This window comes from Enterococcus sp. DIV1067f (assembly GCF_050543505.1).
In the GTDB taxonomy this organism is placed as follows: domain Bacteria; phylum Bacillota; class Bacilli; order Lactobacillales; family Enterococcaceae; genus Enterococcus_D; species Enterococcus_D entomosocium.
Map to the genome: position 1 here is coordinate 3,244,334 of NZ_CP172940.1, position 25,667 is coordinate 3,270,000.

19 protein-coding genes, 10 tRNA genes, 1 riboswitch and 1 other annotated feature (1 of these 31 cut by a window edge) are annotated in these 25,667 nt (G+C 45.8%); of the genes, 6 read left to right on the forward strand and 23 right to left on the reverse strand.

Annotated elements, in window-relative coordinates; translation table 11 throughout:
* Positions 1 to 10 precede the first annotated feature (10 nt).
* From IGJ42_RS14990 to IGJ42_RS15005, 4 genes are all read right to left on the reverse strand, one after another.
* A complete protein-coding gene (locus IGJ42_RS14990; protein WP_176461995.1) occupies positions 11 to 2,686 on the reverse strand; it encodes an AAA family ATPase in 2,676 nt (891 codons plus the stop codon).
* Positions 2,683 to 3,873 carry a DNA repair exonuclease gene (locus tag IGJ42_RS14995; RefSeq protein WP_225869316.1) on the reverse strand — a complete coding sequence of 397 codons (1,191 nt, stop codon included), beginning with the start codon at positions 3,871 to 3,873 and terminating at the stop codon, positions 2,683 to 2,685. Before IGJ42_RS14995 ends, IGJ42_RS14990 begins: the two co-directional genes overlap by 4 nt.
* A 193-nt stretch (positions 3,874 to 4,066) precedes the next feature.
* Complete coding sequence (locus tag IGJ42_RS15000; protein ID WP_005227708.1) at positions 4,067 to 4,408, reverse strand: YlbF family regulator; 342 nt, start codon at positions 4,406 to 4,408, stop codon at positions 4,067 to 4,069.
* 70 nt (positions 4,409 to 4,478) lie between these two features.
* Positions 4,479 to 6,641 (reverse strand): PBP1A family penicillin-binding protein, encoded by a 2,163-nt coding sequence (locus IGJ42_RS15005; protein ID WP_061053370.1) that lies wholly within the window; start codon positions 6,639 to 6,641, stop codon positions 4,479 to 4,481.
* A 191-nt stretch (positions 6,642 to 6,832) separates the two neighbouring features.
* Between IGJ42_RS15005 and IGJ42_RS15010 the strand changes: the two genes are divergently transcribed.
* Positions 6,833 to 7,687, forward strand: coding sequence for an RluA family pseudouridine synthase (locus IGJ42_RS15010; protein WP_016620005.1), 855 nt, complete (start codon positions 6,833 to 6,835; stop codon positions 7,685 to 7,687).
* A gap of 96 nt (positions 7,688 to 7,783) precedes the next feature.
* Here the strand turns inward: IGJ42_RS15010 and IGJ42_RS15015 are convergent, their stop codons facing one another.
* The 3 genes from IGJ42_RS15015 to IGJ42_RS15025 form a co-directional block, all read right to left on the reverse strand.
* Positions 7,784 to 8,860 carry a M23 family metallopeptidase gene (locus IGJ42_RS15015; RefSeq protein ID WP_061053371.1) on the reverse strand — a complete coding sequence of 359 codons (1,077 nt, stop codon included), beginning with the start codon at positions 8,858 to 8,860 and terminating at the stop codon, positions 7,784 to 7,786.
* A gap of 141 nt (positions 8,861 to 9,001) precedes the next feature.
* On the reverse strand, positions 9,002 to 9,721 hold the full coding sequence (locus tag IGJ42_RS15020) for a pseudouridine synthase (protein WP_061053372.1): 720 nt from the start codon (positions 9,719 to 9,721) through the stop codon (positions 9,002 to 9,004).
* A gap of 69 nt (positions 9,722 to 9,790) precedes the next feature.
* On the reverse strand, positions 9,791 to 11,437 hold the full coding sequence (locus IGJ42_RS15025; RefSeq protein WP_008382016.1) for a putative polysaccharide biosynthesis protein: 1,647 nt from the start codon (positions 11,435 to 11,437) through the stop codon (positions 9,791 to 9,793).
* A 199-nt stretch (positions 11,438 to 11,636) separates the two neighbouring features.
* Between IGJ42_RS15025 and murE the strand changes: the two genes are divergently transcribed.
* Positions 11,637 to 13,157, forward strand: a complete 1,521-nt coding sequence (gene murE, locus IGJ42_RS15030) for a UDP-N-acetylmuramyl-tripeptide synthetase (RefSeq protein ID WP_086332728.1) — start codon at positions 11,637 to 11,639, stop codon at positions 13,155 to 13,157.
* A 72-nt stretch (positions 13,158 to 13,229) separates the two neighbouring features.
* On the opposite strand, the gene IGJ42_RS15035 is transcribed toward murE, so the two are convergent.
* Complete coding sequence (locus IGJ42_RS15035; RefSeq protein WP_008382014.1) at positions 13,230 to 13,529, reverse strand: DUF5960 family protein; 300 nt, start codon at positions 13,527 to 13,529, stop codon at positions 13,230 to 13,232.
* Positions 13,530 to 13,749: 220 nt separating this feature from the next.
* Between IGJ42_RS15035 and IGJ42_RS15040 the strand changes: the two genes are divergently transcribed.
* Positions 13,750 to 13,980, forward strand: coding sequence for a hypothetical protein (locus IGJ42_RS15040; protein ID WP_005233376.1), 231 nt, complete (start codon positions 13,750 to 13,752; stop codon positions 13,978 to 13,980).
* 106 nt (positions 13,981 to 14,086) lie between these two features.
* Here IGJ42_RS15040 and leuS read toward each other — a convergent pair whose 3' ends face one another.
* Both leuS and IGJ42_RS15050 read right to left on the reverse strand, forming a co-directional pair.
* Positions 14,087 to 16,501, reverse strand: coding sequence for a leucine--tRNA ligase (gene leuS / locus IGJ42_RS15045; protein ID WP_008382013.1), 2,415 nt, complete (start codon positions 16,499 to 16,501; stop codon positions 14,087 to 14,089).
* Between the two features lie 86 nt (positions 16,502 to 16,587).
* Positions 16,588 to 16,807 (reverse strand) — a binding site (T-box leader).
* A gap of 42 nt (positions 16,808 to 16,849) precedes the next feature.
* Entirely contained in the window at positions 16,850 to 18,550 is a 1,701-nt protein-coding gene (locus IGJ42_RS15050) for a muramidase family protein (RefSeq protein WP_086372400.1), read from the reverse strand.
* 291 nt (positions 18,551 to 18,841) lie between these two features.
* Between IGJ42_RS15050 and IGJ42_RS15055 the strand changes: the two genes are divergently transcribed.
* From IGJ42_RS15055 to IGJ42_RS15065, 3 genes are read left to right on the forward strand one after another with little or no spacing between them, the layout of a single operon-like run.
* Complete coding sequence (locus IGJ42_RS15055; RefSeq protein WP_016612999.1) at positions 18,842 to 19,492, forward strand: phosphatase PAP2 family protein; 651 nt, start codon at positions 18,842 to 18,844, stop codon at positions 19,490 to 19,492.
* 14 nt (positions 19,493 to 19,506) lie between these two features.
* Complete coding sequence (locus IGJ42_RS15060) at positions 19,507 to 20,490, forward strand: TIGR01212 family radical SAM protein (protein ID WP_016613000.1); 984 nt, start codon at positions 19,507 to 19,509, stop codon at positions 20,488 to 20,490.
* Positions 20,465 to 21,043, forward strand: a complete 579-nt coding sequence (locus tag IGJ42_RS15065) for a tRNA (mnm(5)s(2)U34)-methyltransferase (protein WP_005233365.1) — start codon at positions 20,465 to 20,467, stop codon at positions 21,041 to 21,043. Before IGJ42_RS15060 ends, IGJ42_RS15065 begins: the two co-directional genes overlap by 26 nt.
* A gap of 24 nt (positions 21,044 to 21,067) precedes the next feature.
* Here the strand turns inward: IGJ42_RS15065 and IGJ42_RS15070 are convergent, their stop codons facing one another.
* From IGJ42_RS15070 to IGJ42_RS15130, 13 genes are all read right to left on the reverse strand, one after another.
* Complete coding sequence (locus tag IGJ42_RS15070; RefSeq protein WP_005227672.1) at positions 21,068 to 21,847, reverse strand: alpha/beta hydrolase; 780 nt, start codon at positions 21,845 to 21,847, stop codon at positions 21,068 to 21,070.
* 22 nt (positions 21,848 to 21,869) lie between these two features.
* Entirely contained in the window at positions 21,870 to 23,327 is a 1,458-nt protein-coding gene (locus IGJ42_RS15075) for an MDR family MFS transporter (RefSeq protein WP_429946849.1), read from the reverse strand.
* 66 nt (positions 23,328 to 23,393) lie between these two features.
* Positions 23,394 to 24,578, reverse strand: coding sequence for a methionine adenosyltransferase (gene metK, locus IGJ42_RS15080; RefSeq protein ID WP_005233362.1), 1,185 nt, complete (start codon positions 24,576 to 24,578; stop codon positions 23,394 to 23,396).
* Positions 24,576 to 24,657: riboswitch (SMK box riboswitch) on the reverse strand. It overlaps the preceding gene by 3 nt.
* Positions 24,658 to 24,748: 91 nt before the next feature.
* Positions 24,749 to 24,820, reverse strand: a tRNA-Glu gene (locus IGJ42_RS15085).
* A gap of 15 nt (positions 24,821 to 24,835) precedes the next feature.
* A tRNA-Ile gene (locus IGJ42_RS15090) sits at positions 24,836 to 24,909 on the reverse strand.
* A 16-nt stretch (positions 24,910 to 24,925) separates the two neighbouring features.
* A tRNA-Gly gene (locus IGJ42_RS15095) sits at positions 24,926 to 24,996 on the reverse strand.
* Positions 24,997 to 25,003: 7 nt separating this feature from the next.
* Positions 25,004 to 25,076: transfer RNA gene (locus IGJ42_RS15100), tRNA-Phe, on the reverse strand.
* A gap of 8 nt (positions 25,077 to 25,084) precedes the next feature.
* Positions 25,085 to 25,158, reverse strand: a tRNA-Asp gene (locus IGJ42_RS15105).
* Positions 25,159 to 25,197: 39 nt separating this feature from the next.
* Positions 25,198 to 25,271 (reverse strand) — tRNA-Met (locus IGJ42_RS15110).
* A 66-nt stretch (positions 25,272 to 25,337) separates the two neighbouring features.
* A tRNA-Ser gene (locus IGJ42_RS15115) sits at positions 25,338 to 25,427 on the reverse strand.
* A gap of 12 nt (positions 25,428 to 25,439) precedes the next feature.
* A tRNA-Glu gene (locus IGJ42_RS15120) sits at positions 25,440 to 25,511 on the reverse strand.
* A gap of 9 nt (positions 25,512 to 25,520) precedes the next feature.
* Positions 25,521 to 25,608: transfer RNA gene (locus IGJ42_RS15125), tRNA-Ser, on the reverse strand.
* Between the two features lie 21 nt (positions 25,609 to 25,629).
* Positions 25,630 to 25,667, reverse strand: a tRNA-Ile gene (locus IGJ42_RS15130); it runs 36 nt beyond the window's last position.

Genomic DNA, 25,667 nt, shown 5'->3' on the forward strand with positions numbered 1-25,667 from the left:
ATTTGGCCGATCAGCCAAATCTTTCACTTCCTTTACTCAGATCCTGGATAGGCTGCTGGTACTTCTGATAATAGCTTACCATTTCTTGGTCAGAAGACAAACAAATTACTTGATAACTTTGCCCAAACTCTTTTAACAGTGCGGCAAACCGTTCCTTACGAACACTATCATAATGCAGCCAACCATCATCAATAATGATTGGACACAATGGGTGATTTTTTTGCAGTGCTAGATAACCGAAGCGTAACGCCATGATTAACTGATCCTTCGTGCCTGTGGACAGGTCGATGATCGAAAACGTCTCGCTGGCATTTGCCGCTACCAACAAGCCATTTTCCAAAAGAATCTTTTGATAACGTCCGTTTGATAGCTGTTCAAAATAGGTTGAAGCAGCCGACAATAGCTGCGGCAATTGCTGTTCTGACAACTCGGTCGTGACATCCGTTAAAATCGAAGCCGCCAACTGACGACTCCCCCATGCCACAGCAAGTTCTTCAATGACCGCCTTTAGCTCACTTTCTTCTTGATAAAGCTGATTCAAGGTGCCATTTTTTTGACTAGCTGCTGCTTCTAATTCCAAACGCTGTTTTTGCTCCGTCAACTGCTGTATTTGTGCCTGAAGCTGTGTTTGCTGCTGCTTGATCTGGTCTTTTTGCTGCAGCAATTCTGCTTGTGTCACTGGTTTAGGATAAATCGGTGTTAACATCACCGCCAATTCTTCTGATCGCTGCTGCGTGCGTTGCGCCGCTTCCCATTGCTTCAACCAGAGGCTGATTTCTGCAGGGTGATCTAAGCCTTGTTGCTGCAAGAGATCACTGGCCTGGGAAAGCAGCTGGTCGCGTTCATTGCGGGTGCGGGTCAATTGTTGGGCCAGCAGCGTGCTAGGTTGTTGCAGTCGTGAAAGCTTGATTGTTTGCATCTCTTCATTAAACCTCTGCAAGATCGCTGCTTTTTCTAACAAGGTTTTGTTTTGCAACGGCAGCCACTCAGCATAAGGTCGGAACTGCTCGTCAAAGGGGGCCAGTTCTTCTGCGACGGCTTGCCGTTCTTGATAGGCTTGTTTGCGCTGCTGTGAGTAGGCTTGATAGCTAGCAACATCTTCATCATAGGCTAATAAATACGACTGCCAGCTTTCCACCGGCAAATCACCAAAAAAGGGGGCTAAGGCTTGGTGAGCACGATCGATCTGCTGCTGCTTTTGCTGCTGTTCATTTCCCAGCTGCGCCAACTCTTCTCCCAGCAGATCCAGCTGCATGAGAACCGTCTGCCATTCCTGTTTGATGCCTTGCTGTTTGTTTGGCGCTGCTTTCATCAACGGCAAAACACTGCCAATGATCGCTGCGATCCCTACACCTAGAGCAAGCCAGCGCCACGGACTCGGCAAAAAGATACCGATCACTACTAGCAGCCCACCGACGATCCCTAGCGGCCATAGCGGGCGAGAAACCGGCTTGCGGCCAATCAATTGAGGATGCTGCTGTTCTAAGCGAGCTGCGGTGGCTTGCAAAGGCTGCGCTTTTTCTTCTAAACGCATCATGCGCTTTTCGAGCTCTTCTAACTGCACACGTTCTTGTAGTAAACGTGTGGTTTGTTCATGGATCGAAGCCGTTACTAGCGGCGGCGATTCTCTGCTCCATTGGCGCTTTTCGATCAAGCGATTCAGCTCCGTGATGGCGACGGCTTCTTGTTGATTGGCCGCTGCTTCACGATCTGCCAAACGCACCATCGTTACTTGCTGCTGCAGCAAGTGATTGATTTGGTGCTCGTGATCAAGGTAAAAGAAATACTTATCTGATTCTTTTCCTTGCTCCAACTGATCTAATTCAGCTTCTTTTTTGCGAATTTCTTCCGTCAGCTGCTGATACTGCTGATAAAACTGTTTGATGGCTTGGACTTGCTGAGGATCGGCTAACGTATCTGCTGGTGCCATTTGCTGCCACTCTTCATAAAGACCCCAATGACTCAGCTGCTGCTGATTTTCCTGATAGGCTTCATTCAATGCTTGAAACTGGTGTCGCAAGTCTTGGATCTGTTCTTGCAACTGGGCGATCTGCTGATACTGCTGTTGGATGCGGCTTTCTTCGCTTTCTTTTTCCGCAATCGTTTTTTGCAGTTTTTCTAATTGTTTTAACGCCTGATTCAAAGGCAGCTTTTGCCCCCGTGGCTTGTATTGCTGCTGATTGATGGTTTCATATTGTGCCACTTGCTGCAGCATTTTTTGACTGCCGCTGATTCCCAGAGAAATCAACGCTTGGTGCAGCTCATTTTCTTCTAGCTTATCGATCTGGGTCAATTGCTCTTGCTGAAAGGTAAAGACATCGAAGAACAATGCTCGATTGAGGGGCTGCAGGTGTTGTGCCAGCCATTGCTCATCGACCGTCTGACCAGCGACATGGACTTTGGCACGACCGCGGTCTACATGCCGATAGCGTTCCACGATCACTTCGCCGAAGGGTTCCAGCGCCAACCATAACTTGCCACCGTAAGCTGCACCGTTTTTGGGGGTATAGTCTTTTTTCTTGGCTGTCTTTTTCGGAAAGCCAAATAAGATGGCGGCAATAAATTGATACAACGTCGATTTTCCGATCTCGTTGTGCCCAAAGAGCAGCTGATTTTGCGGATGAAAGGCAAAGCTTTGTTCATGGTATTTCCCAAAACCGGTAATCTCTGCTTTTAAAATTCTCATGACTGCTCCTCCCATTGAAAGTCGTCTTTCAACAATTGCTTGGCTTGCTGCAAGACTTCTTCTTGAAATGATTCATGGGTGATCCCCCGCTGGATCAGCGGATGCTGCAATAGATCGGACAGTCGGTCCGCAAAGATCTCTGGTGACTCATACATCGCTAAAAACTGCAGCATATAGTCTTGTGGTACCGCCAATGCGATCTTGTCTTCATTGGCTTGCTCGACTTCAAGGGCATAGATTACTTGCAGCGGCTCTGTTTGTGCCAACCGTTCATTGAGGTAGGTCAGCCATTCATTTTTTTCCGCAGTTGGAAACCAATCTGGCGGCAGCTGCTGCACATCGGTCAACACCAGATGCAGCAAGCGCGAACGAGGACTTTTTAAGCGCTCGATGATCGCTGGCAATACGGCATTCGAGGCGGTCACATCCGCTAAGGAGACCACTTGCTTTTGCCAAGCGATTTCCGCGATCTCCAAGCGCTCGATTGTTGGTCCTTGTGGCGATAATTCTGCCAAAATCACCCCAGTCGCCTGCTCTTTCTTGGTCTTTCCTTGAGGCGTACCGGGATAGAGGATCGGTGGTTGCTCTGAGAGCGTCTTAGGTACATGGATGTGCCCCAAGCCCCAATAATCATAGCCTTTTTGCTTCATTTCACTGATTGAAAAGGGGGCATACCGTTCACCGGCTTGATCCCCGTGGTAAAGCCCAATATGGTAATCCACCGCTGCTCTTGCGGGAAATTCTGTTACTTTATTTTCAGCGATCCAAGGATGTTGGTAGCTAAATCCACTGATTGCATAGGTTTCACCGTTTTTCGTTGTTCCTTGTACCGTTTGAACTTCTTCCGATGAAAAGAGAATGACGTTTTCTGGAAAAGCAAACCAATACCGTTGCGGATCATAATAATCATGGTTGCCGAAAATCATATAGACTGGGATCTCTGCTTCTCCCAGTCGTTGCAGTTGGGCAAAAAAGTCATGCTGCACTTTTAGACTCGGCCGTGCTTGATGGAATGTATCCCCAGCCAGCAAAACAAAATCGACCGCTTTTTCTAAAGCAACATCCACCAAATTACGGATGATTTTTTGATTGATAGCAGGGAGTTGGGTCTTCACTTTTTCAGATAACAGATGGACCCCTTCAAATGACCGGTCGATATGCAGGTCTGCACTATGTAAAAATCGCATTTCTTTCTCCCTCCTTAATGCTTCTATCATAACATTTATCAGTCATTTCGTCAGCAAAATACGAAAATTTGTTCGCCTTTTTCATAAAAAAAACCAAAGAAGCGCTTTTGAAACTTCTTTGGAAACGACTCTTGCAGTTGCAGCCGGTTTCTCTGAAGTTTCACTTGCTTCTTTGGTCTTTGTTTGTTGGCGATTACGCTTCGTATAGATCTCTTACAGGACCCATGATGATGCGGTTCAAGTCATTGGCTACTAAACTGAAGGCTTGCTCTTTTTGCATCAAGTCAGAAACGATGCCGTCTTGTTGAATTTTTTGCGATAATTCTTGGGCTTTTTGCGCTTCTTCTTCCGTCATTTCTTCGCCAGCCATCATTTTTTGTTGCAGGCTTTGTTGCAACTCTTGAAACTCTTTGAATAACGCGTACGCTTCTTCATTTGCTTTCAAACGGTCGAAAGAACCTTTCAGATCTTGAAATTGTTCTGACTCTCGTAATTCACGTTCTAATTGATTTGCTGTATCATAAATATTTGCCATTTTGACGCCTCCTCTTTTTTTCTAGTATACCATTCTTCTCAGGTTCTAGACTAGCAGTTGCCTAATTCCTTTAATTTCCACTAATGGAATTCCACAAGCCGCCAAACAATTCTTTCGTTCCTTCTTTGATCTTGCTGCCGAATTCCTTCATACCTTCTTTGGCGCTTTCGGCAAAGTCATCGATGGTTTGTTGCCAATCATTGCTATTTTGTGACGTACTGCTATCAGGATCTGGTACCTCATCGGCTGCCATTAATTTTCCGCCTGTCCAATAAGCGTCTGCAACTTGGAATTGGGTGCCTTGACTATAAGGCAGTAAGCTTTCGGCCTCTGCTTTAAATATTTTCCCAACAACTTGTCCGCTAGTTCCCGTTAAGTAATGATCTTCACTCACATGTTCAAATCCTAGCCAGGTTGACAGAACCATATCAGGAGTATAGCCGACGATCCATTGGTCATTGACCTTAGAAGCATCAAAGTTGGTCTCTGTCGTACCCGTCTTACCGGCGATCGTAAAGCCGTACGGACTAGCACTAACCCCCGTCCCGTTAGAGAAGGTTCCTAGCATCATGCTCGTCATTTTATCAGCGGTCTCTTTAGAAATCACGCGTTTGCCTTGCACAGACGTATTGTCAACGATCACGGCACCAGTTGAATCAACGATTTTGGTGATCAAATGCGGTTTGTAGTAATACCCGCCATTAGCGAAAACGCCATACGCTGCTGCCATCGTCATTGGAGATTCCCCTTTTTCCAAACCACCTAATGCTAAGCCATAATATTTGTCGGATTCGGTCAAGGAAAGACCGAATTCTTGTGCTTTGCTATACCCGCGATCTAAGCCGATCTCATGCAGCAGCCAAACTGCTGGCAGATTCAAACTTTGGGCGAGGGCTTGGTACATGACTGCTTCGCCAGCATAGGTCCCGTCAAAGTTTTGAGCATCATAAAAATCAAGAGGCTCGTCTTTCAGGACACTGTCCGGTTCAAACCCAGCTTCTAGGGCAGGGGCGAAGACGCTGATCGGTTTGATCGTGGAACCTGGTGAACGTTTCATTTGCGTGGCAAAATTAAATCCTCTAAAGACGTGCTCACCACGACGACCCACCACCGCTTGCACCCCACCGGTATTCGGATCAAGTGCGACAGAGCCAGATTGCACCATCGTGCCATCAGCGGCATTTTCAGGGAACAAGGCATCGTTTTTATAGGCAGCTTCCATTTGTGCTTGGTAGTTTTGATCCAGGGCTGTATAGATCTTGTAGCCGCGATTCATGACATCATCGGCGTCCAACCCATAGGATTCGGCTTCGTCGATGACCGCATCGAAATAATAAGGATACTTATAGCCAGATTCTGAATTGCCAAATCCATCATAAAGTAAATTGGCTAAGACAACTTGTGATTCTTGGTCAGCAACGGACTGGTCCAACTTGCCGTTATCCACCATCAAACTCAAGACGGTGTCGCGACGGTTCGTGGCGTTTTCCAGATTGTCGATCGGGTTATAGATCGAAGGACCTTTGAGCATCCCCACCAACGTCGCAGCTTCTCCCACGCTTAGTTCAGAAGCATTGACACCGAAATATTTTAGCGAAGCATCTTGAATGCCCCAAACCCCGTTACCGAAATAGGAACTGTTCAAATACATTTCTAAAATCTCATCTTTAGAATATTTCTTCTCGATCTCGATCGCTAAGAAAAGCTCCTTGGCTTTTCGACTAAAGGTTTGATCCAAGGACAGATAGGCATTTTTAGCAAGCTGCTGGGTGATGGTACTTCCCCCACCGCCTTCGGCACTGCGGTTGACCAGCATACGTAGGGCTGCCCGAGCGATCCCTTTGATATCAAACCCGTGGTGATTATAGAAGTTGCGGTCTTCGGTTGAGATCAAGGCGTTGACCACATCACTGGAGATGGCATCAAGAGAAACGTACGTGCCTTTTTGCGAGTACAACTGCCCTGCTTCATCACCATTGGCATCAAAAATCACCGTCGATTCTTTCAGACCTGACTCTAATTCACTGACTTTCGTATTTTTGGCGATATAAAATAAATACCCGCTCATGATTAAGATAGCAACTAAACTAAGTAAAATAAAAATTTTATTTACGTGGTATTTTTTCCAAACCCGCTTGCGCCATTGATGAAATTGCTGCAAATACGGTTTTAACCAGCGCCAAAAGGTCAGCCAACCGGTCTTTATTTTGTGAAGGATGTGTTTCCAATCCATTACTTCACGCTCCTTTGGTTAAGTGTAGCATAAATGACTTTCTTTGTTATACGGCTCTAGACGTAATTTCATTCGAAAAGAATGCTTTATTATTCTAGCATTGAATACTCTGTTTTTTATTGTTTTTTTTATAAGAAAAGCTTAAAGATGCTATAATAGTCGGTAGCGAATAGCAAAGAAAGGACGTTATTATGGAATACACCATGACTTTACCCGAAAATCACCCGCCCATGCCGCTTCGCGATTTGTTGGAACAGGAGTGGCTCGTTCCACGAAAAGTGCGCCATTTTCTGCGCACACGGAAAAATGTGGCCGTCAATCAGCAGCCCGCGATGTTTCATCAAGAAGTTCGTGGGGGTGATCAAATCACTTTGATCATTGAAGACAGTGATTACAGCTACCAGCCGATCCAGTTAGGCCAAGCGGACAAAGTCGACGTACTTTTTGAAGATGAACACTTATTGGTGCTGAACAAGCCTGCCGGGGTCAAGACGCACCCAAATCAGCCATTAGAAGCAGATACTCTGTTGAATGATGCAGCTGCTTACCTTGCGCCGAAACAGCAGCAGCCTTATGTGGTCCATCGTCTAGACAAAGAAACCAGCGGTGTGGTTTTATTTGCAAAAAATCCTTTGGTGTTGCCGATCTTGGGCCGAATGCTGGAAAACAAACAGATTTTCCGTCGCTATCAAGCCACTGTTTTGGGGAAACTTACGCAAGATCAAACGATCGCCAAAAAAATCGGTCGTGACCGTCACGATCGTCGCAAGCGGATCATTGACTCCCGCAACGGTCAGTCAGCCGTCACCCATGTAACCATCGCTCACGCCCAACAAAAGACAACCAATGTGTATTGTGTGTTAGAAACTGGTAGGACCCACCAAATTCGCGTCCACCTTGCCAGCATCGGTCATCCAGTCGTTGGCGACCCGCTTTACCAAAACAAACCAGCGCCACGTTTGCTGCTGCATGGCTACGAATTGCATCTAGAGCATCCTTTTACCAAAGAACAGTTAGTGATCATCGCTCAACCGGGCTTGTGGTAAGCAACCAAAAAGCATGACGACTTGAGGAATCCCTCTTGTCAGTCATGCTTTTTGGTTTCAGATGATTTTCTCCATGCTTCTACTTGGTATTTTGGTTTATAGCGGTAAGTAAGCTGCTGGATCAACGAAATCTGACCACAACGTCTTACTCAGTCCAAAGTGCAGATGGACGCCTGTCGAATTTCCAGTCGTCCCCATCGTACCGACTTGGTCGCCGACTGCAACGGTCGCCCCCTTTGAGACACTGACAGCTGTTAAATGAAAATAATACGAGTAAAAGCCATTATCGTGAGCCAAAATCACGTAATTTCCAGTGCTTGGGCCATAGCCAGCATCTTCTACCTGTCCATCACGAGCGGCGACGATCTTCTCCCCCGCTTGACCTGTGAAGTCGATCCCGTCATGCTGCGTCCCTGAAAAACCAGTCGGGTCTGCTCGAGTACCAAAACCGCTGGAGATCGACACGGAGCCAGTGATTGGCAGTGAAAATTCACTGGCTGCCGCTTTCTCCGCTGCTTCTTTGGCTTTTTGTTTCGCTTCTTCAGCTGCTTTTGCTTCTTGCTCCACTTTTTCTTGTAGGTCTTGCACTTGGGCTTGCGCCTGCTGCAGCTGCTCTTGTTGGGACTGCAATTCTTTTTTGGCTGTTGCTAATTGTTCTTCGCTATGTACTAATTGAGCTTGCGTCAAGGTTTGGTACGAAGTGATTCGTTGTTGTTCGGCTTCTTTTTCCGCCAATTGTTGGTTCACTTCCCGTAAAGCCGCTTGTTGTTCACTAAACTTGCGTAGTTGCTGGATCGTGGCTTGCGGTCCATCGACTACCAGACTGCTTTGCGCTTGGCTTCCTTGGTGCTGGGCTTTTTGATCATTCAGTGCAGTGATCTGCGTTTGAACTTCCTTGCTTTCTTCTGCCAATTGGCTTAATTCTTCCTGATAATCCGCTAATTGACTTTCCAACGCTGTGACTTTCTGTTGGCTGGTGGTGACTTCGTCTTCATAAGAGGCTAGTTCTGTGGTCAAAACCGTCAGTTCCTCGCTGCTCTTGGTTTCAGCAGCATAACTGATAGCTGGCTGGAAAAGCGGCAACGTAAGGGCGAGCAATAAAAAAATCTTTTTCTTCAATGAGGTAACTCCTTCTTTTTTTAGTAGCTTGGCTACTTTAACATGCTTATTCATGAAAAAAAAGAGGGTTTTTCCAACAGTTTAAAGTCTATTGTTGCAGACTTTCATGTAAATCACCTATAAAACGGGCTTTTTTTACAAATATTGCAGCCGAATAACAACTTTCATAAGAATTTCTTTAGCTCGCCGATCGTCTTATCCTCGCTCTTGCAGCTTCGCCAATTCCTCAGGAGTCAATTCCCGATACTCGCCTAATGCCAAATCATCTGGCAGGGACAGGCCTCCCATGCGAATCCGTTTCAAATAAACGACTTCTTTTCCTACTGCATGGACCATCCGTTTGACTTGATGAAACTTGCCTTCATGGAGGATCAGTTTGATCTCGCTGCGCATTTCGTCTTCATCGACGTTGAGGATCTGCAGCTCAGCCGGCAAAGTCCACTCGCCGTCTAATTTGATGCCTTTGGCAAAGATTTTTTGATCCTCCGCTGTCATGATTCCCTCGACTTGGGCATAATATTCTTTTTCCACATGCTTCTTAGGCGACAATAATTGATGCGCCAATCCGCCATCGTTCGTAATCAGCAAAAAGCCTTCGGTGTCTTTATCCAACCGTCCTACTGGAAACAAATCTTCGCGAAACGCTTCTTCAGAAAACAAATCTAAGACCGTCTCTTCATAGGAATCGACGGTTGCCGAAATCACTCCAGCGGGTTTATTCAGCAAATAATAAAACTGGCTTTGATAGACGATGGGTTCCCCCTCAAAACAAACGGCATCTTGTGTTTCTAGTACTTGCGCTTTGTCACTCTTGATGACTTGTCCATTGACGGTCACGAGACCTTTTTTGATCAACTGTTTCACTTCTTTGCGGGAGCCATAACCCATATCCGCTAAAAACTTGTCTAAACGCATCGGTTTCTTCCTTTCATATAAAACAGCCGCCAAGGTCTCACAAAGGAGGCTCAGCGGCTGCTTCTAGTTTTATTTGATGTGTAATTTCTGGCGTAAACGAACCATTGATGAGCCGAGTAGTTTTTCAGCTAAACGCAATTTCAGCGCAATGTAGATGTACACACTGCCACCGACTCCTGCTACTAGCAAGCTCAAGATAAAGGCTTGGACTTTTCTTTCCGAGCTAAAGATGAGACCAAAGAGTTGGCGGGCGATCAACGCTGCGATCACCATAATGATCGTCATCGCGCCAATCAATAACGTCCGTCGCAACGTTAAGTTTACATTGAAATGGCCTTTGCGAATCATCTTGCGAATGTTCAGCCAGCAGACGATCCCTAAAGCAATCGTCGTGGAAACTAATGGGCCATAAACTTGGAACAACCGAATCGCTGGATACTGCAGGATCAACTTCACCAGCAACCCTACAAAGAAGAAAACAACGGCTTCTTTGTTGTGGTACATTCCTTGCAGCATACTAGAACTAAGCATAAACAAGCCCAAGACCAGACCAGACAGACAGGCAGCGACTAAAACGCTCGCTCCTAACGCATCTGGACGATAAAACAAGGTGTATAAGGGATAAGACAGCACGATCATCCCAAAGGTCGCTGGGAACATTACAAAGGAATACAATTGTAAGTTGTTGCTGATCAATTTAGCTAAGTTCTTTTTGTCTTTTTTGGCGACTGCTTCACTGATCAAAGGCAAGCCTGTTGAAGCCATGGAAGTAGCTAATCCGATAACCACCATCGTCAACTTATCAGGGTTGCTACCGAAGATCGCCATTAATTCTAAGAGCTGATCATTTGAAAATTCAGTAAAACTACTCATGATCCGCACAAAGGTGTATTGATCCACCAATTTTAAAATCGTGATCCCAGAACCAACGATAATAAAAGGGATCGCTTCTTTGATGGTCGCTAAAACCAATTCTTTGGTTTGCAACACGGTTTCTTCTTTGCTCATATCGACTAAGACGTCCATCCGCACCCGTTGCTTTTGGAAGTAATAGCCTAAAACCAAAATACTGGCTAAGACACCGATAAAGGCGGCAAAGGTCGATTGCGTCACAGCCGCCGTGTATTCGCCTTCGATAACCCGCATAATGATGAAGGTCGCCAAAAGCATATAGCAGACGCGGGCGATTTGTTCGACAACTTGCGAGATCGCAAAAGGTTTCATGTCTTGGTTTCCTTGGAAGTATCCTCGCATAACACTCATACAAGGAAAGACCAATAGTGCAATGCTCAATGAGCGCATTGCAGGAATCAATTCTTCCCCACCTCCTGAAGCCGTTGCCAACCATGGGGCTGCCAAATACATGATTCCGGCGGTCACCACGCCAAAGCCTGCCATCAATTGGAAGGCCCTTAAAAAGAGCTTCTGGCTAGTGCGGTATTCTTGGCGAGAATTATAAAAAGAAATCTGCTTGGCAATTGCCGATGGGATCCCAGCAGTTGAGATCATTAAAAATAAGGCGTAAACATTATAGCCCATCCCAAATAACGCATTTGCTTTATCGGCATTTGCCCCCATCCAATAATACCAAGGTAAAATGTAAATGGCGCCAAGCAAACGTGAACCGATATTGCCCATTGTCATCCAAGCAGATCCTTGAGCCATTTTTTCTTGTGTAGTTAATTCTTTTGACACTGAACGCATGTGATTATCCATCGCCATTATCTCCAACTTTCTACAAACATATCCCTTCCATTTTAATTCGAAAAAGAGTTGGTCGCAATCTATTTTTGCAACATCTTAAAGTTTCTTCAAAATAAGAAGAAAAAAAAGAAAACTTTTCCCTCCTAAACGGCGGTTTTTAGGAGTTATGCTATAATAAGAGAAATCTTTAGAGGAATGAAGGAGAACAACGATGCAAAAGGAACTCATTACCGTGCCACAGATCCGCAAACTCTTATTGCAGGAAAACCTATTAAAAGAAATCATCACCCCCACTGATTGGGTTTATACCGTGCCGCAAGAAATGACTGATATTGCCTTTACCTCCTTAAGTTACGACTCGCGAACGGCCAATGCGGCAACGCTTTTTTTCTGTAAAGGGGCTTCTTTTAAAGAAAGCTACCTGGCCGCCGCCATTGATCAAGGCATTCAGTGCTACATTTCAGAAACACCTTATGACAACTTCGCAACCTACGGGATCATTGTTACGGACATTCGAGAAACGATGGCAGTGATCGCTCAAGCGTTTTATGGTAACCCGCAAGAACAGCTAGTGACCATCGGCATCACTGGCACAAAAGGCAAAACCAGCTGCGCCTATTTTGCTCGGGCGATTTTAGCAGAATCGACGGGTCAAAAAGTAGCATTCTTTTCATCGGAGGAAAACTCAGTCGATGGAAAAACCTTTAATGAAGCAGTGTTGACGACTCCCGAAACACTGGATCTTTATAAAATGATGGCTGAGGCTGTTGCAAACGGCATGACCCATCTTGTAATGGAAGTTTCTTCTCAAGCGTATAAAACCAAACGGGTCGCCGGTATTACCTTTGATATTGGCGCGTTCTTGAATATTTCGCCTGATCACATTGGACCGGTGGAACACCCGACTTATGATGATTACCTTTACTGCAAACGGGAACTGATCCGCAACAGCAAACAAATGATTTTAAATCGTCAAAGCGATCACTACCACTTGCTGCGAGAAACTTGTGAAGTCCATCAAGTTCCTTATATCACCTACGGACGTTCAGACGCCGATTATGTCGTCCAAGAAGGAATGGACCTAAAGAGTTTTGCCCTGACAGCTGCTTCTGATGTCTTGCAAGTCTCTGGTGAATATCAACTGGGGATCTTAGGTTCTTTCAACCATGAGAATGCCGCAGCGGCGATTTTGGCTGCCTGCTTAGCGGGTGCCTCTCGTGAGGACGCTCAGAAAGTCCTGCCGACAGTGATCATCCCTGGACGAATGATCGTTTTAGAAAAAGAAAATGGCGCCGTCATGATCGTTGACTATGCCCACAATTACCTGAGCTTCCAATCATTAAGTGAACTTGCCCGTCAATTACGCCCAGATGGTCGCCTGCTTTTTGTCACTGGCAGTGCTGGCGGAAAAGCCCAATCTCGCCGAGCAGATATGGGACGAGCGCTAGGAGAATATGCGGACAAAGTCTACCTGACCAGCGATGATCCTGATTTTGAAGAAGCAGCTGCGATCGCAAAAGAAATTGCAGATGCTATCACCAATCCTGAAGTTGCCATCATTCATGAGATGGATCGGGCTCAAGCCGTCAAATTGGCGATCGCTGAAGCAGACGGTCGTGATATCGTGATTATTGCGGGCAAAGGCGCCGAACAATACTTGAAAGTCGCTGGAAAAAAAGTCCCTTACATCGGTGACTTGACCTTAGCGCAGCAGCAAGCCAAGCACCAATAGCAACAAGTTTTCTCAACAAAAAAAGCTTTCAGATGATCCATTAAATCATCTGAAAGCTTTTTTCCTGCGTGATTAAGGTTGTTCGTCTTCGTAAGTCTCATAGACATAGGGTGCGCCATCATAACGGAATTCTGTTGAAATGGCAGCGTCAAGGTCTTCGGTAAACATTCGCTTGCTGAAAGGAAACAAAAAGACTTGCCCTTCTTTGGCATCTTCGGCTGCTAAACGGTAAAACAGCTCTTCTTCTGTTAATTGTTGATTCAACTGTTCCAAGACATCGGCAGTGACTGCCTCTTCTTCATAGCCAGGTTTGGCAATCCGTGCATAATCTTCAAAAAAAGCCGTTTGGCCTTCAAATGATTGATACTCCATGTACGTCCCCTCTTTCTTTTCTCTTTCTTTATTATACGAGAGTCTGTGAGGATCAGCGAATAATATGATCGCTAACAAGCGGAAATTTGGCTTTTTTAGCGCTTAAATATGTCAGAAATATTTCAAGTGTATTACGAATCAATTATTTGACAAAATCAGATTGAACACGTATCCAAATTTTGTATAATGATACATAGAGACTATAAAAGGGGCAAATGTAATGAACAACGCAAAGAAAAAATTATTCGTCGGTACTGGTGCTGCAATTGGTTTTGTCGCAATCGTTGCTATGATGGCTCAGTTCATGATTTCCAATCATCTATTTGGCGGAAGTGATGCTTCATCAGAAATTTTCACTCGCGCTACGTATCCAAACGGCTTTCTACTAGTGATCTTGATTCCATTGGTCGCAACAGCCGCTTTGTTCTATGGGATCATTCGCAAAAAATAACAAAAAAGTGTTGCTGAGAACCACTCAGTAACACTTTTTTTCTTTGTCGCTACCAAAAAGCTGCCTAACAGACCATTGACCTGTTAGGCAGCTACTTTTTTAGCGTTTAGTTTGCAACGATATTGACCAATTTATTGGGTACGACGATCACTTTGCGGATCGTTTTTCCTTGGAGCTGTTCTTGAACAAGTTCGTTTTCTTGGGCCAATTGTTCAAGCACTGCTTTTTCTGCGTCTGCTGGAACCATTGCTTTGGCACGAACTTTGCCGTTGACTTGAAAGACGACTTCGATCTCATCTTCCACTAGGGCACTTTCGTCATAGGTTGGCCAAGGCACATAAGAGATCCCATTGTCATTTCCGAGGATCGACCAGAGCTCTTCACCGATATGTGGTGCGATTGGAGCCAATAGCTGCACAAATCCTTCGACATACTCGTAAGGTAAGGCATCAGCTTTATACGCTTCATTGACGAAGACCATCAATTGGGAAATCGCCGTATTGAAATGCAGCTGTTCATAATCTTCCGTCACTTTTTTAACCGTTTGGTTATACACCTTCGACAATTTTCCATCGTTGAATGTCGTGATGCGGTCGCGCATTTTGCCATTTTCATCGACGATCAAGCGCCACACGCGATCCAAGAATTTGCGACTGCCTTCAAGGCCATTCTCATTCCAGGCGATCGATGCATCCAATGGTCCCATAAACATTTCATATAGACGCAAAGTATCTGCACCGTATTGATTGATGACATCATCTGGATTGACGACGTTGCCGCGGGATTTCGACATTTTTTCATTGTTTTCCCCAAGGATCATCCCTTGGTTGAACAATTTTTCAAATGGTTCTTTCGTTGGTACGACACCGATATCATACAAGAATTTATGCCAGAAGCGAGCATAAAGCAAATGCAAGACAGCGTGTTCCGCCCCACCGATATAAATATCGACTGGCATCCAGCGTTTCAATTTATCATAGTCTGCCAAAACAGACTTATTATGAGGATCGATAAAGCGTAAGAAATACCATGAGCTTCCTGCCCATTGTGGCATCGTATTGGTTTCGCGACGTCCTTTTTTCCCAGTTTCTGGATCGGTGACATTGACCCAATCCGTGACATTAGCTAATGGCGATTCCCCAGTACCGCTTGGTTTGATATTGTCGGTTTTTGGCAAACGCAATGGCAGCTGATCTTCAGAAAGCGCTGTGGTCGTCCCATCTTCCCAATGGATGATCGGGATTGGTTCACCCCAATACCGTTGGCGAGAGAACAACCAATCGCGAAGACGATAGCTGACTTCTTTTTTCCCAACATGGTTTTCTTCCAACCATGCGACCATTTTTTCAATGGCTGTCTCTTTGTCTAGCCCATCCAAAAAGTCTGAATTGATATGCAGTCCATCTTCGGTATAGGCAGATTCTTCCACGTTGCCCCCTGCCAATACAGGAATGATCTCTAAACCGAATGTTTTGGCAAATTCGTGGTCACGTTCGTCATGGGCAGGAACCGCCATGATCGCACCTGTTCCATAAGAAGCCAAAACGTAATCGGCGATCCAAATCGGGATCTCTTTGCCATTCACGGGATTGATGGCATAGGCACCAGTGAAGACACCGGTTTTTTCTTTGGCCAAATCTGTTCGGTTCAAATCAGATTTTTTCGATGCTTCTTCTACATAGGCATCAATGGCTGCTTTTTGTTCTGGGGTAGTGATTTGAGCCACTAGCTCATGTTCTGGTGCCAATACAGCGTAGGTCGCACCAAACAAGGTATCTGGGCGAGTCGTAAAGACGGTAAAGTCTTTTTCCATCCCTGCCACTTTAAACGTTACGTTGGCTCCGACAGAACGTCCGATCCAATTGCGTTGCATTTCTTTGATGCTTTCTGGCCAATCAACTTCTTCTAAATCGTCCAACAAACGATCAGCATATGCCGTGATTTTTAGCATCCATTGGCGCATCGGTTTGCGGATCACATCATAGCCGCCCCGTTCGCTCTTGCCGTCAATGACTTCTTCATTGGCGATCACAGTTCCAAGCTCTGGTACCCAGTTTACCGGAACTTCGGCTTCATAAGCTAACCCTTTTTCATAAAGCTTGGTAAAGATCCATTGCGTCCACTTGTAATATTCAGGATCTGTCGTATTGATTTCACGATTCCAGTCATAGCTGAACCCTAGCGCATTGATTTGACGGCGGAAGGTCTCAATATTTTTCTTCGTGAATTCCGCTGGATCATTTCCAGTGTCTAGTGCATATTGTTCGGCAGGCAGACCAAAGGCATCCCAGCCCATTGGGTGCAGTACATTGTACCCTTGGCTGCGTTTGAAGCGGCTCAAGATATCCGTTGCCGTATAGCCTTCTGGATGTCCGACATGTAATCCTTGTCCGGATGGATATGGGAACATATCTAGCGCATAAAATTTTGGTTTGTCCGGCTCATCATGGGTGTTGAACTCATTTTTCTTTGCCCAATATTTTTGCCATTTTTTTTCGATTTCTTTGTGATTGTAATTCACGATGGACTCCTCCTAAAAATTGGTGCTTTGCTCGTCAAATCAACCAGCAAAACTTAAAAAAAGTCCTATAAAAATCGCTATGATTTTTATAGGACGTTATCAACGTGGTACCACCTAAGTTTATCTGCTCCTCAAAAAAGCAGACCTCGATGTTTTAACGGCCATCGCCGTATCTGCCTAGCCAAATCAGGTTCAGTCAGATATCACTCGAAGACGAGTTCGAAAGGTGTGCTGTGCATTTCCACCAACCATGCACTCTCTAAAAGTCCCACCGTACTTCTACTATTCCTTCTCAAACGTGAAAGTTTCTTTGCACTTATCCTAACAAAAATCATTAGGAATAGCAATCTATTTTACCCTAACTGTTTGTCCTGGGTAAATAAAGTTATTTTGAATATTGTTCCATTGAATAAATTGATCCGTCGTGATGCCAAACTTATCTGCGATCCCCCAAACGGAATCACCCGATGCGACCTTGTAAGTACCATTTGTCGCTGAAGTGCTGGTAGTAGCTGTTGTGCCGCCTTGCTTGACGACCACCTTTTGTCCTGGATAGATAAAATCATTTTTGATGTTGTTCCAGTTGCGGAATTGGTCCATCGAAATCCCGTGTTTATTGGCAACTGACCAGACTGAATCACCCGCTGCCACCGTATAGGTGTTGCCTGCAGCACTGCTGCTGGTTTGGCTGCTGACGGTCGTGCTCGTTGTTGTACTTGTCCTCGTTGCGGAACTACCACTGACGACAACTTTTTGTCCTGGGTAGACAAAATCATTTTTGATATTGTTCAAACTGCGAAATTGATCCATGGAGATCCCATGTTTGTTGGCGATCGACCAGACTGAATCACCCGCTGCAACTGTATAGGTACCGCCACTGCTTTGGCTAGCAGTTGATGCAGTGCTGACGGTCGTGGTACTGCTGGTATTCGTAGACGAACCACCGCTGACGACAACTTTTTGTCCTGGGTAGACAAAGTCATTTTTGATATTGTTCAAACTGCGGAATTGATCCATTGAAATCCCATGTTTATTGGCGATCGACCAGACTGAATCACCAGAAACTACGGTATAGGTGTTGCCTGATGTAGTTGCTGAAGTATTACGATTGACGATCGATACCGTAGAAGTTGCCGAAGTGCTTTGGGTGCTGCCGTTAACTTTCAACGTTTGCCCTGGATAAACAAAATCATTTTTGATGTTGTTCAAGCTGCGCAACTGGTCCATGGAGATGCCATGTTTGTTAGCGATCGACCATACAGAGTCGCCCGAAGCGACTGTATACGTTTGACTGCCGCTCGTGCTGACAGCCGCCGTTGTAGTCGTAGTATTGGTTGATGCGCTAGCTGTGGCACCACCACCGGCATTGCCAGAAGCAGGTGTGTCGTATTGCGTCAAACCAAATTGTTGGATCACTGCATTCAGGGAAGAAGCATAATTGGGTGCAGTCGCATAGCGGCCTGCTAGCCATGCGGTTGCATCAAGATATGAAGTCGTATTGCTTTTCCAAGCGCCAGAATAATATGAAACGCCGCTTTGTAAAGAGGTTGAGCGTAAAGTACGTGCGTTATCTTCGAATGATTGCGTGTATGATGGGTAGCGCTTAAAGGGTTCATTCATAGTCAACCATTGATTGTTCAAGTACTCCAAAGTACTCATATAAACGGTTTGACCGTTGTAGCTGCCTTTGATCCCGAATAGATTATAATTCGGTGCTTTTGATAAACTGCTTCGGCCCCAACCACTTTCTAAAATGGCTTGTGCGATCATCACAGAAGCATATAAATCGTTGGCTTGTGCCACGGGCTGAGCGTAAGTAGCGATTTCGGCAATAAATGCGGAAGTATTCGGCGCGGCAAAATTGCTAGTAGAAACTTGGGCGATCGAGGTCTCTACGGCTTCTGCTTGAACCGATGACACCAATGGAGCTACAACAGAGCAAGCAGTCAGTGTCGTTCCTAAAACAACTGCACTTTTTTTGATCACTCGATACTTATCGCCCGATTGGTCTGCTTGACGATGTACTTTTCTTGATTGACTCGTGTTCATGTCCGTTATTCCTCCGTTTTTTCCTTATAGTGAACGTAGGTTTAGTATACAATTTCTTAAGAATTTATAAAAGGTATTTGAGCCGATTTCAGAAACTGTAAACTCTTTGTAATCAAACGAACATTTATTGAAATGAAGAGTTTGTATTTAACCCAACGAAAAATATTCCTTGGCAGTGGGATGCTCCCTGAATGGTTCCCTGCTTTTTCCGTCTTGCGATAAATGCTATAATACCTTCTAGATGTCTCTTTGCTTGAAGGGACAGAAATTCTCTAGAAACGAGGCTTTTCCATGCATAAAAAACTTTATTTTCAATTTGCCGGCAGCTGCTTTTTACTGCTGTTCGTTTTTCTCGGCTATCTCGTGAAATTTTATCCTACTTGGTTGGTCTCCTTTGACGAAACCTTGACTCGCATCATCCGCACCGGCTATCCATTTTGGACACCGTTTTTTCTATGGGTCACAAAATTTGCGAATCCTACCACGATCATCTTGCTCTTTCTTGCTGTTTTAGCCGTTTTAGTGATCAATAAATATTATGCAGAAGCACTATGGCTCAGTATCGGCACCATCGGGATTGCTGGGCTCTTTAATCCATTGATCAAACTGGTCTTTTTACGGGAGCGCCCAACTCTTGAACACTTAGTCACGGAATCAAGTTTCAGTTTCCCCAGTGGACACTCGACGGGCAGTATGATTTTTTATGGAACCTTGCTCTTCTTGGTCCCAGTTTTCTTCAAGCAGCCTTTTTGGCAATGGGGCATCCGCCTTTTGCTGGGCCTTTTGATTGGCTGCATCGGCATCAGCCGTATTTATGTTGGTGTGCATTTCCCCAGTGATGTGTTAGGCGGTTTTTGTGTTGGCCTGTCTTGGCTGCTGTTGACCTATCCGTACTACTTGCAAAAACGCTTTGTCTGGCGCTTCACGCGTAAACAATTATAAAAGAAGGTAAAAAAATGAATCCATTTCCTTATGCAGAAGATAAAAACAAACGATACCATTCATGGAACTTTGCTTTGCGGCAAGAATTTGGCGAAAAAATCTTTAAAGTTCCCATCGATGCGGGCTTCGACTGCCCCAATCGTGACGGCACCGTTGCCAAAGGCGGCTGTACATTTTGCAGTGTGTCCGGTTCTGGCGATATGATCGTAGCTCCTGAAGCCCCACTGCCAGAGCAGTTTGAAAAAGAGATCGCCATGATGCACAAAAAGTGGCCACAAGTGGACAAATACATTGTCTATTTTCAAAACTTTACGAACACCCACGCACCGGTGGCAGTGATCCGCGAGCGCTTCGAGCAAGTACTGACACTACCTGGTGTTGTCGGCATCTCCATTGGGACCCGACCAGACTGCTTACCAGCAGATGTCGTTGACTATCTGGCAGAGCTCAATCAACGCTTTTATTTATGGGTCGAATTAGGACTGCAAACGACTTTTGAAACCACGAGCAATGCCATCAACCGCGCCCATGATTATCAAACCTACTTAGACGGCGTCGCCAGCCTGCGCAAACACAATATTCGTGTCTGTACCCATTTGATCAATGGCCTGCCAGGCGAGACGATCGAGATGATGCAAGAAAACGTCCGCCGCACCATTCAAGATTCTGATATCCAAGGCATCAAACTGCACCTGCTGCATTTGATGCGCAATACTCGGATGCTGCGGGATTATCATGAGGGACGTTTGCAATTGATGCGGCGCGATACCTATGTGTCATTGATCTGCGATCAGTTAGAAATGATCCCCCCAGAGATCATCATTCATCGCTTGACAGGCGATGCACCATGGGATTCTCTGGTAGGTCCAATGTGGAGTTTGAAAAAATGGGAAGTCTTGAATGAGATCGATCAAGAAATGCTACGCCGCAACTCCTATCAAGGGAAATTCAACGTGCGAAAGGAGCTTGTCAATGCTTCCGACCGCCATGCGCTATAGCCACACCCTTTTAAAAGAAGTTGTGCAACCGGGACATACCGCTGTTGATGCCACGATGGGCAACGGCTTTGACACGGAATTACTGGCTTCCTTAGTTGGGCCGACTGGTCAGGTGTTTGCTTTTGATATTCAAGAACAAGCCCTCCAAGCCACCAAAAAACGTTTGACTGAAAAAGAGCTGTTGCCGCAAGTTCAGCTGATCCATCAAGGCCATGAGACGTTGGCAGATGTTGTGAGTGGTCCGGTTCACGCCGCCATTTTCAATTTAGGCTACTTGCCTAAAGGGGACAAAGCGATCATCACGCTGCCTGATACAACGAAAACGGCTTTAGAAGCTTTACTGACACGTTTAGTCCCGAAAGGTAGAATCATCCTCGTCTGCTATTATGGACACGCTGGCGGCGAAGCAGAGCTGAAAGAAGTCCACTCCTTTTGTCAGCAGCTGCCGCAAGAGGAATATAATGTCCTTTCCTATCAATTTATCAATCAGCGCAACCAGCCGCCGATCTTATTTTGTATCGAACGAAAAAACCATCAGTCCTCGGCACGTTAAGGTGTCGATCGACTGATGGTTTTTTTATTCACTAAAAAGCCATTGCAGGACTCGTTGGATCCATTGATCCCAAAAATTCCAATCATGATCCCCAGTTCCCGATTCAAACGTTACGGCTAGTTTGCGTTTTTGCAGCTTATCCACCGCATATTCACTTGCCGGATACAGCTGATCCTCGGTTCCGCAGCTAATAAAAAAGCGCGGCGCGGTGCTTGGATCGATGGTCTCAATCAGATGGATCAAATCATTTTCTGACCCTTTGAATTGCTCTAAAGGGCCAAAGATTCCTTCCCAATAAGCTTGGCTTCGCAGCTGCAGCAAGGAATCCATGCTTTCAGCCAGCGCTAATGCTCCAGACAAAGACGCTACCGCCGCAAACTGGTCAGGCTTGCGCAGCCCAAGTTTTACTGCCCCATAGCCCCCCATCGAGAGACCTGCTGCAAAAGTTTTTTCTCGTTTTTGCGTCAGTTGAGGAAACAGTTCATGACAAATTTGTGGTAATTCTTCGGCGATAAACGTCCAATACTTCATTTCGTATGTCGTATCGGTATACCAGCCCAGATCAGTAGACGGCATGATGACCGCTAGTTGATACTCTGCGGCATATCGCTCGATCGACGTCCGTCGCTGCCAGACACTATGATTTCCGTTCATCCCATGCAATAAATAAAGCACCGGGAGATCTGTGCCCGTCGATTGGCTTTGCGTACCGATTTTTTTCTTGGTACTTTGAGGCAAGATCACATCGATCATTACCTCCATTTCAAGAACATTTGAATAGATATTTGCTTGTAAAAAAGCCATACAATCACCTGCGATCCTTTTTTTATATTGTACCAGATTCTCGCGAAATCGTGCGGGTCAAACCAATCGCTAGCACAATGAGTAAAACACCGATCCCAAAAACCCAGTGTAGACCGCTATAAAGAATCTCCCGTAATTGCCCTAATAAGGCTGTTGGCAGCTGACGCGCGGCGGCTGGATCTACCAGCTGATTCATGACACTGCTATCAGTGACTTGCGCCTGTGCCAAGCCCACGCTATTGCTGGTGTTTAAAACGATACCGAAGACCGCCACCATAATGGTTTGCCCGATCGTTCGCAGCAGGGTATTAAAAGAAGTCGCCACGCCGACTTGGGTGGGTGCAACGCTGGTTTGGGCAGTAACGGTACAAACCACCATCGTTGCCCCTAATCCGACGCCCGTAATAGAAGAAATGACCAAGAACAACCAGAATGAAGTCTGTGCCGGTGTCAAAAACAACCACAAAGCACCGGTAGCCGTGATCAACAAGCTAACCGTCAAGACCCAGCTGACACTGTGCTGTGTCAACCAACGGCTGGCTAAGAAGGAACCAATCATCCATAAAATCGACAACGGTGCCAACACAAGCCCGCCAATCCCCGCACTCATGCCTAAGACCCCTTGCATCCACATTGGGATATAAACATCGATCCCCATCAAGAAGCCGCTAGCCAAAGCTGCTACGATATTGACCACCACAAATAATTTTGAATGAAACAGCTTCAGATCAATAATCGGATCTGCTGCTTTTTTCTCCACCCGAACGAAGCCGATGAACATAAGGACAGAAAAAACGAACAGACTGAGGACAGGCAGACTTACCCCATAATCTCCCAGCAACTGGAAGCCTAGCAGGAGCCCTACTAACGTCAACATCAACAAGAGACTGCCTGCATAATCAATGTTGACTGCAGCAAAGGCCTTTTTTTCTTCATGAAAATAAAACCAAATCAAAGCGATCAACCCTAATCCGATGGGCACGTTGATAAAGAAGATCCAATGCCACCCGATCGTATCTACGATCAATCCACCGGCTAAGGGACCAACGACACTGGCGATCCCCCAAGCAGTGCTATTGAGCCCTAAGACTTTCGCCCGCTTTTCAACGGGATACAGGTCCGCAATGATCGTTAGGGCAACGGGCATCATGGCCCCTGCGCCTAATCCTTGCAATGCTCTGGCAATGATCAACGTCAACATTGTGTTGGCCATCCCACAAAACGCCGACCCGATAATAAACAGCAGCGTACCAAATAGAAAGACTGGTTTGCGGCCGATATTATCGGCAAACTTGCCGTAGATCGGGGTCAACATCGCACTGGTCAAAAGATAGATCGAGAAGACCCAGTTCATGATCTCGATTCCTTTCAATGAACTAACGATGGTAGGCATCGCTGTCGTAATGATCGTTCCTTCGATCGCGGTCATAAACGTTGCGACAAAGACCGCAATAGTGACTAATTTTACATTGGTTCGCATGTAACTCCTCCTTTTACTCCAAAAAAAAGAACCCCTATCGATAGTCATCAATAGAGGTCGCCTCTTTTAATCCTTCACACTTGCCAAAAGTGCCGCCACCTTGTCGGTGCGTTCCCATGGCAAATCGATATCTGTACGACCGAAATGTCCGTAAGCGGCAGTCTGACGATAAATCGGACGGCGCAAATCTAACATTTCAATAATTCCTGCTGGTCGCAAATCAAAGTTTTCTCGTACCGCTTGGATCAAGCGCTCGTTGCTGACGGTTCCGGTACCAAAAGTGTTGATGCTGATCGAAACGGGCTGTGCCACACCGATCGCATAGGCTAATTGGACTTCCACTTTTTTGGCTAGCTTTGCTGCTACGATGTTTTTGGCAATGTAGCGAGCCGCATAGCTGGCTGAACGGTCAACTTTGGTTGCGTCTTTTCCAGAAAACGCACCGCCACCATGACGAGCATAGCCGCCATAAGTATCAACGATGATTTTTCTGCCTGTCAAACCGGCATCCCCTTGAGGACCGCCGATCACAAAACGACCAGTAGGATTAATATAATATTTTGTCTGCTCGTCTAAAAGATCGGCAGGGATCACTTCTTTGATCACTTTTTCAATGACATCACGGTGGATCGTTTCATTATCAGCCGCATCATCATGCTGGGTACTAATAACGACGGTGTCCACTCTTTGTGGTTGATCGTTATCATCATATTCAACAGTTACTTGCGATTTTGCATCTGGACGCAAGTAGCTTAGTTCATTGTTTTTACGCAACTCTGCTAAACGACGGACTAACCGATGACTCAATGCGATTGGTAAAGGCATCAATTCAGGTGTTTCATCAACGGCAAAACCAAACATCAAGCCTTGGTCACCGGCACCGATATCTTCTTTATCCGTTTCTCCGCGACTTTCTAAAGCATCGTCAACGCCTTGAGCGATATCTGGTGATTGCTCATCGATCGCTACTAAAACAGCAACCGTATCGCCGTCAAAGCCGAATTTTGCTCGTGTATAGCCGATTTCTTTGATGGTTTCACGGACGACTTTTTGGATATCTACGTAAGCAGAAGTAGATATTTCTCCAAAAACTAAAACCAATCCGGTGGTAACTGACGTTTCACAAGCAACCCGAGCCATTGGATCTTCGGCAAGCAACGCATCTAAGATGGCATCACTGATTTGGTCGGCTACTTTGTCTGGGTGTCCTTCTGATACGGACTCTGATGTAAATAAGTGTTTCTCTGTCATTTTTGTATTCCCCCTAATATATGTTTCGGTTACAAGGCATCTTCGCAGCTGCGAATCCTTTCGGGAACTTGCAACGGACTGATTATAACAAATTTTGACCCTTCGTAGTTGAAAAATGATAAAAAAGATCATTTTTGGGTAATAAAAAAACACTCTCAAGAGTGTTTGCATGATCCGTACGGGATTCGAACCCGTGTTACCGCCGTGAAAGGGCGGTGTCTTAACCGCTTGACCAACGGACCAGTTTAAAAATGTAATGGGCCTAAATGGACTCGAACCATCGACCTCACGCTTATCAGGCGTGCGCTCTAACCAGCTGAGCTATAGGCCCCAAATAAAAAATGCAAAGCGGGTGACGAGAATCGAACTCGCGACAACAGCTTGGAAGGCTGTAGTTTTACCACTAAACTACACCCGCATTCCTATGGCGCGGGACAGAATCGAACTGCCGACACATGGAGCTTCAATCCATTGCTCTACCAACTGAGCTACCGAGCCAAAAACAACGGTCTGGACGGGACTCGAACCCGCGACCTCCTGCGTGACAGGCAGGCATTCTAACCAACTGAACTACCAAACCAGAAGCTTTGTATTGCTGCTTTGCCGTTAAACAAAGCAATTGCGGGAGCAGGATTTGAACCTACGACCTTCGGGTTATGAGCCCGACGAGCTACCAGACTGCTCCATCCCGCGATAAGTAATTACTTTACAGTAATTAAAGGACTGTGATTCTTTTGCTCGCAACAAAAGAGACAGTTAAGGAGGATAAGGGATTCGAACCCTTGCACGGTTTTACCCGCCTGACGGTTTTCAAGACCGTTCCCTTCAGCCGGACTTGGGTAATCCTCCAATAGTAAAAAATGATCCGTACGGGATTCGAACCCGTGTTACCGCCGTGAAAGGGCGGTGTCTTAACCACTTGACCAACGGACCAATAAAAAACGGAGAAGGAGGGATTTGAACCCTCGCGCCGGTTTCCCGACCTACACCCTTAGCAGGGGCGCCTCTTCAGCCACTTGAGTACTTCCCCAAATGTATGACTACATTTTTATGGGCCTAAATGGACTCGAACCATCGACCTCACGCTTA

Excerpts from the sequence above, each read along its gene's own strand:
- IGJ42_RS14990 (WP_176461995.1), bottom strand. The coding sequence starts at position 2,686 with ATGAGAATTTTAAAAGCAGAGATTACCGGTTTTGGGAAATACCATGAA.
- IGJ42_RS14995 (WP_225869316.1), bottom strand. The coding sequence starts at position 3,873 with ATGCGATTTTTACATAGTGCAGACCTGCATATCGACCGGTCATTTGAA.
- IGJ42_RS15000 (WP_005227708.1), bottom strand. The coding sequence starts at position 4,408 with ATGGCAAATATTTATGATACAGCAAATCAATTAGAACGTGAATTACGA.
- IGJ42_RS15005 (WP_061053370.1), bottom strand. The coding sequence starts at position 6,641 with ATGGATTGGAAACACATCCTTCACAAAATAAAGACCGGTTGGCTGACC.
- IGJ42_RS15010 (WP_016620005.1), top strand. The coding sequence starts at position 6,833 with ATGGAATACACCATGACTTTACCCGAAAATCACCCGCCCATGCCGCTT.
- IGJ42_RS15015 (WP_061053371.1), bottom strand. The coding sequence starts at position 8,860 with ATGAATAAGCATGTTAAAGTAGCCAAGCTACTAAAAAAAGAAGGAGTT.
- IGJ42_RS15020 (WP_061053372.1), bottom strand. The coding sequence starts at position 9,721 with ATGCGTTTAGACAAGTTTTTAGCGGATATGGGTTATGGCTCCCGCAAA.
- IGJ42_RS15025 (WP_008382016.1), bottom strand. The coding sequence starts at position 11,437 with ATGGATAATCACATGCGTTCAGTGTCAAAAGAATTAACTACACAAGAA.
- murE (WP_086332728.1), top strand. The coding sequence starts at position 11,637 with ATGCAAAAGGAACTCATTACCGTGCCACAGATCCGCAAACTCTTATTG.
- IGJ42_RS15035 (WP_008382014.1), bottom strand. The coding sequence starts at position 13,529 with ATGGAGTATCAATCATTTGAAGGCCAAACGGCTTTTTTTGAAGATTAT.
- IGJ42_RS15040 (WP_005233376.1), top strand. The coding sequence starts at position 13,750 with ATGAACAACGCAAAGAAAAAATTATTCGTCGGTACTGGTGCTGCAATT.
- IGJ42_RS15050 (WP_086372400.1), bottom strand. The coding sequence starts at position 18,550 with ATGAACACGAGTCAATCAAGAAAAGTACATCGTCAAGCAGACCAATCG.
- IGJ42_RS15055 (WP_016612999.1), top strand. The coding sequence starts at position 18,842 with ATGCATAAAAAACTTTATTTTCAATTTGCCGGCAGCTGCTTTTTACTG.
- IGJ42_RS15060 (WP_016613000.1), top strand. The coding sequence starts at position 19,507 with ATGAATCCATTTCCTTATGCAGAAGATAAAAACAAACGATACCATTCA.
- IGJ42_RS15065 (WP_005233365.1), top strand. The coding sequence starts at position 20,465 with ATGCTTCCGACCGCCATGCGCTATAGCCACACCCTTTTAAAAGAAGTT.
- IGJ42_RS15070 (WP_005227672.1), bottom strand. The coding sequence starts at position 21,847 with ATGGCTTTTTTACAAGCAAATATCTATTCAAATGTTCTTGAAATGGAG.
- IGJ42_RS15075 (WP_429946849.1), bottom strand. The coding sequence starts at position 23,327 with ATGCGAACCAATGTAAAATTAGTCACTATTGCGGTCTTTGTCGCAACG.
- metK (WP_005233362.1), bottom strand. The coding sequence starts at position 24,578 with ATGACAGAGAAACACTTATTTACATCAGAGTCCGTATCAGAAGGACAC.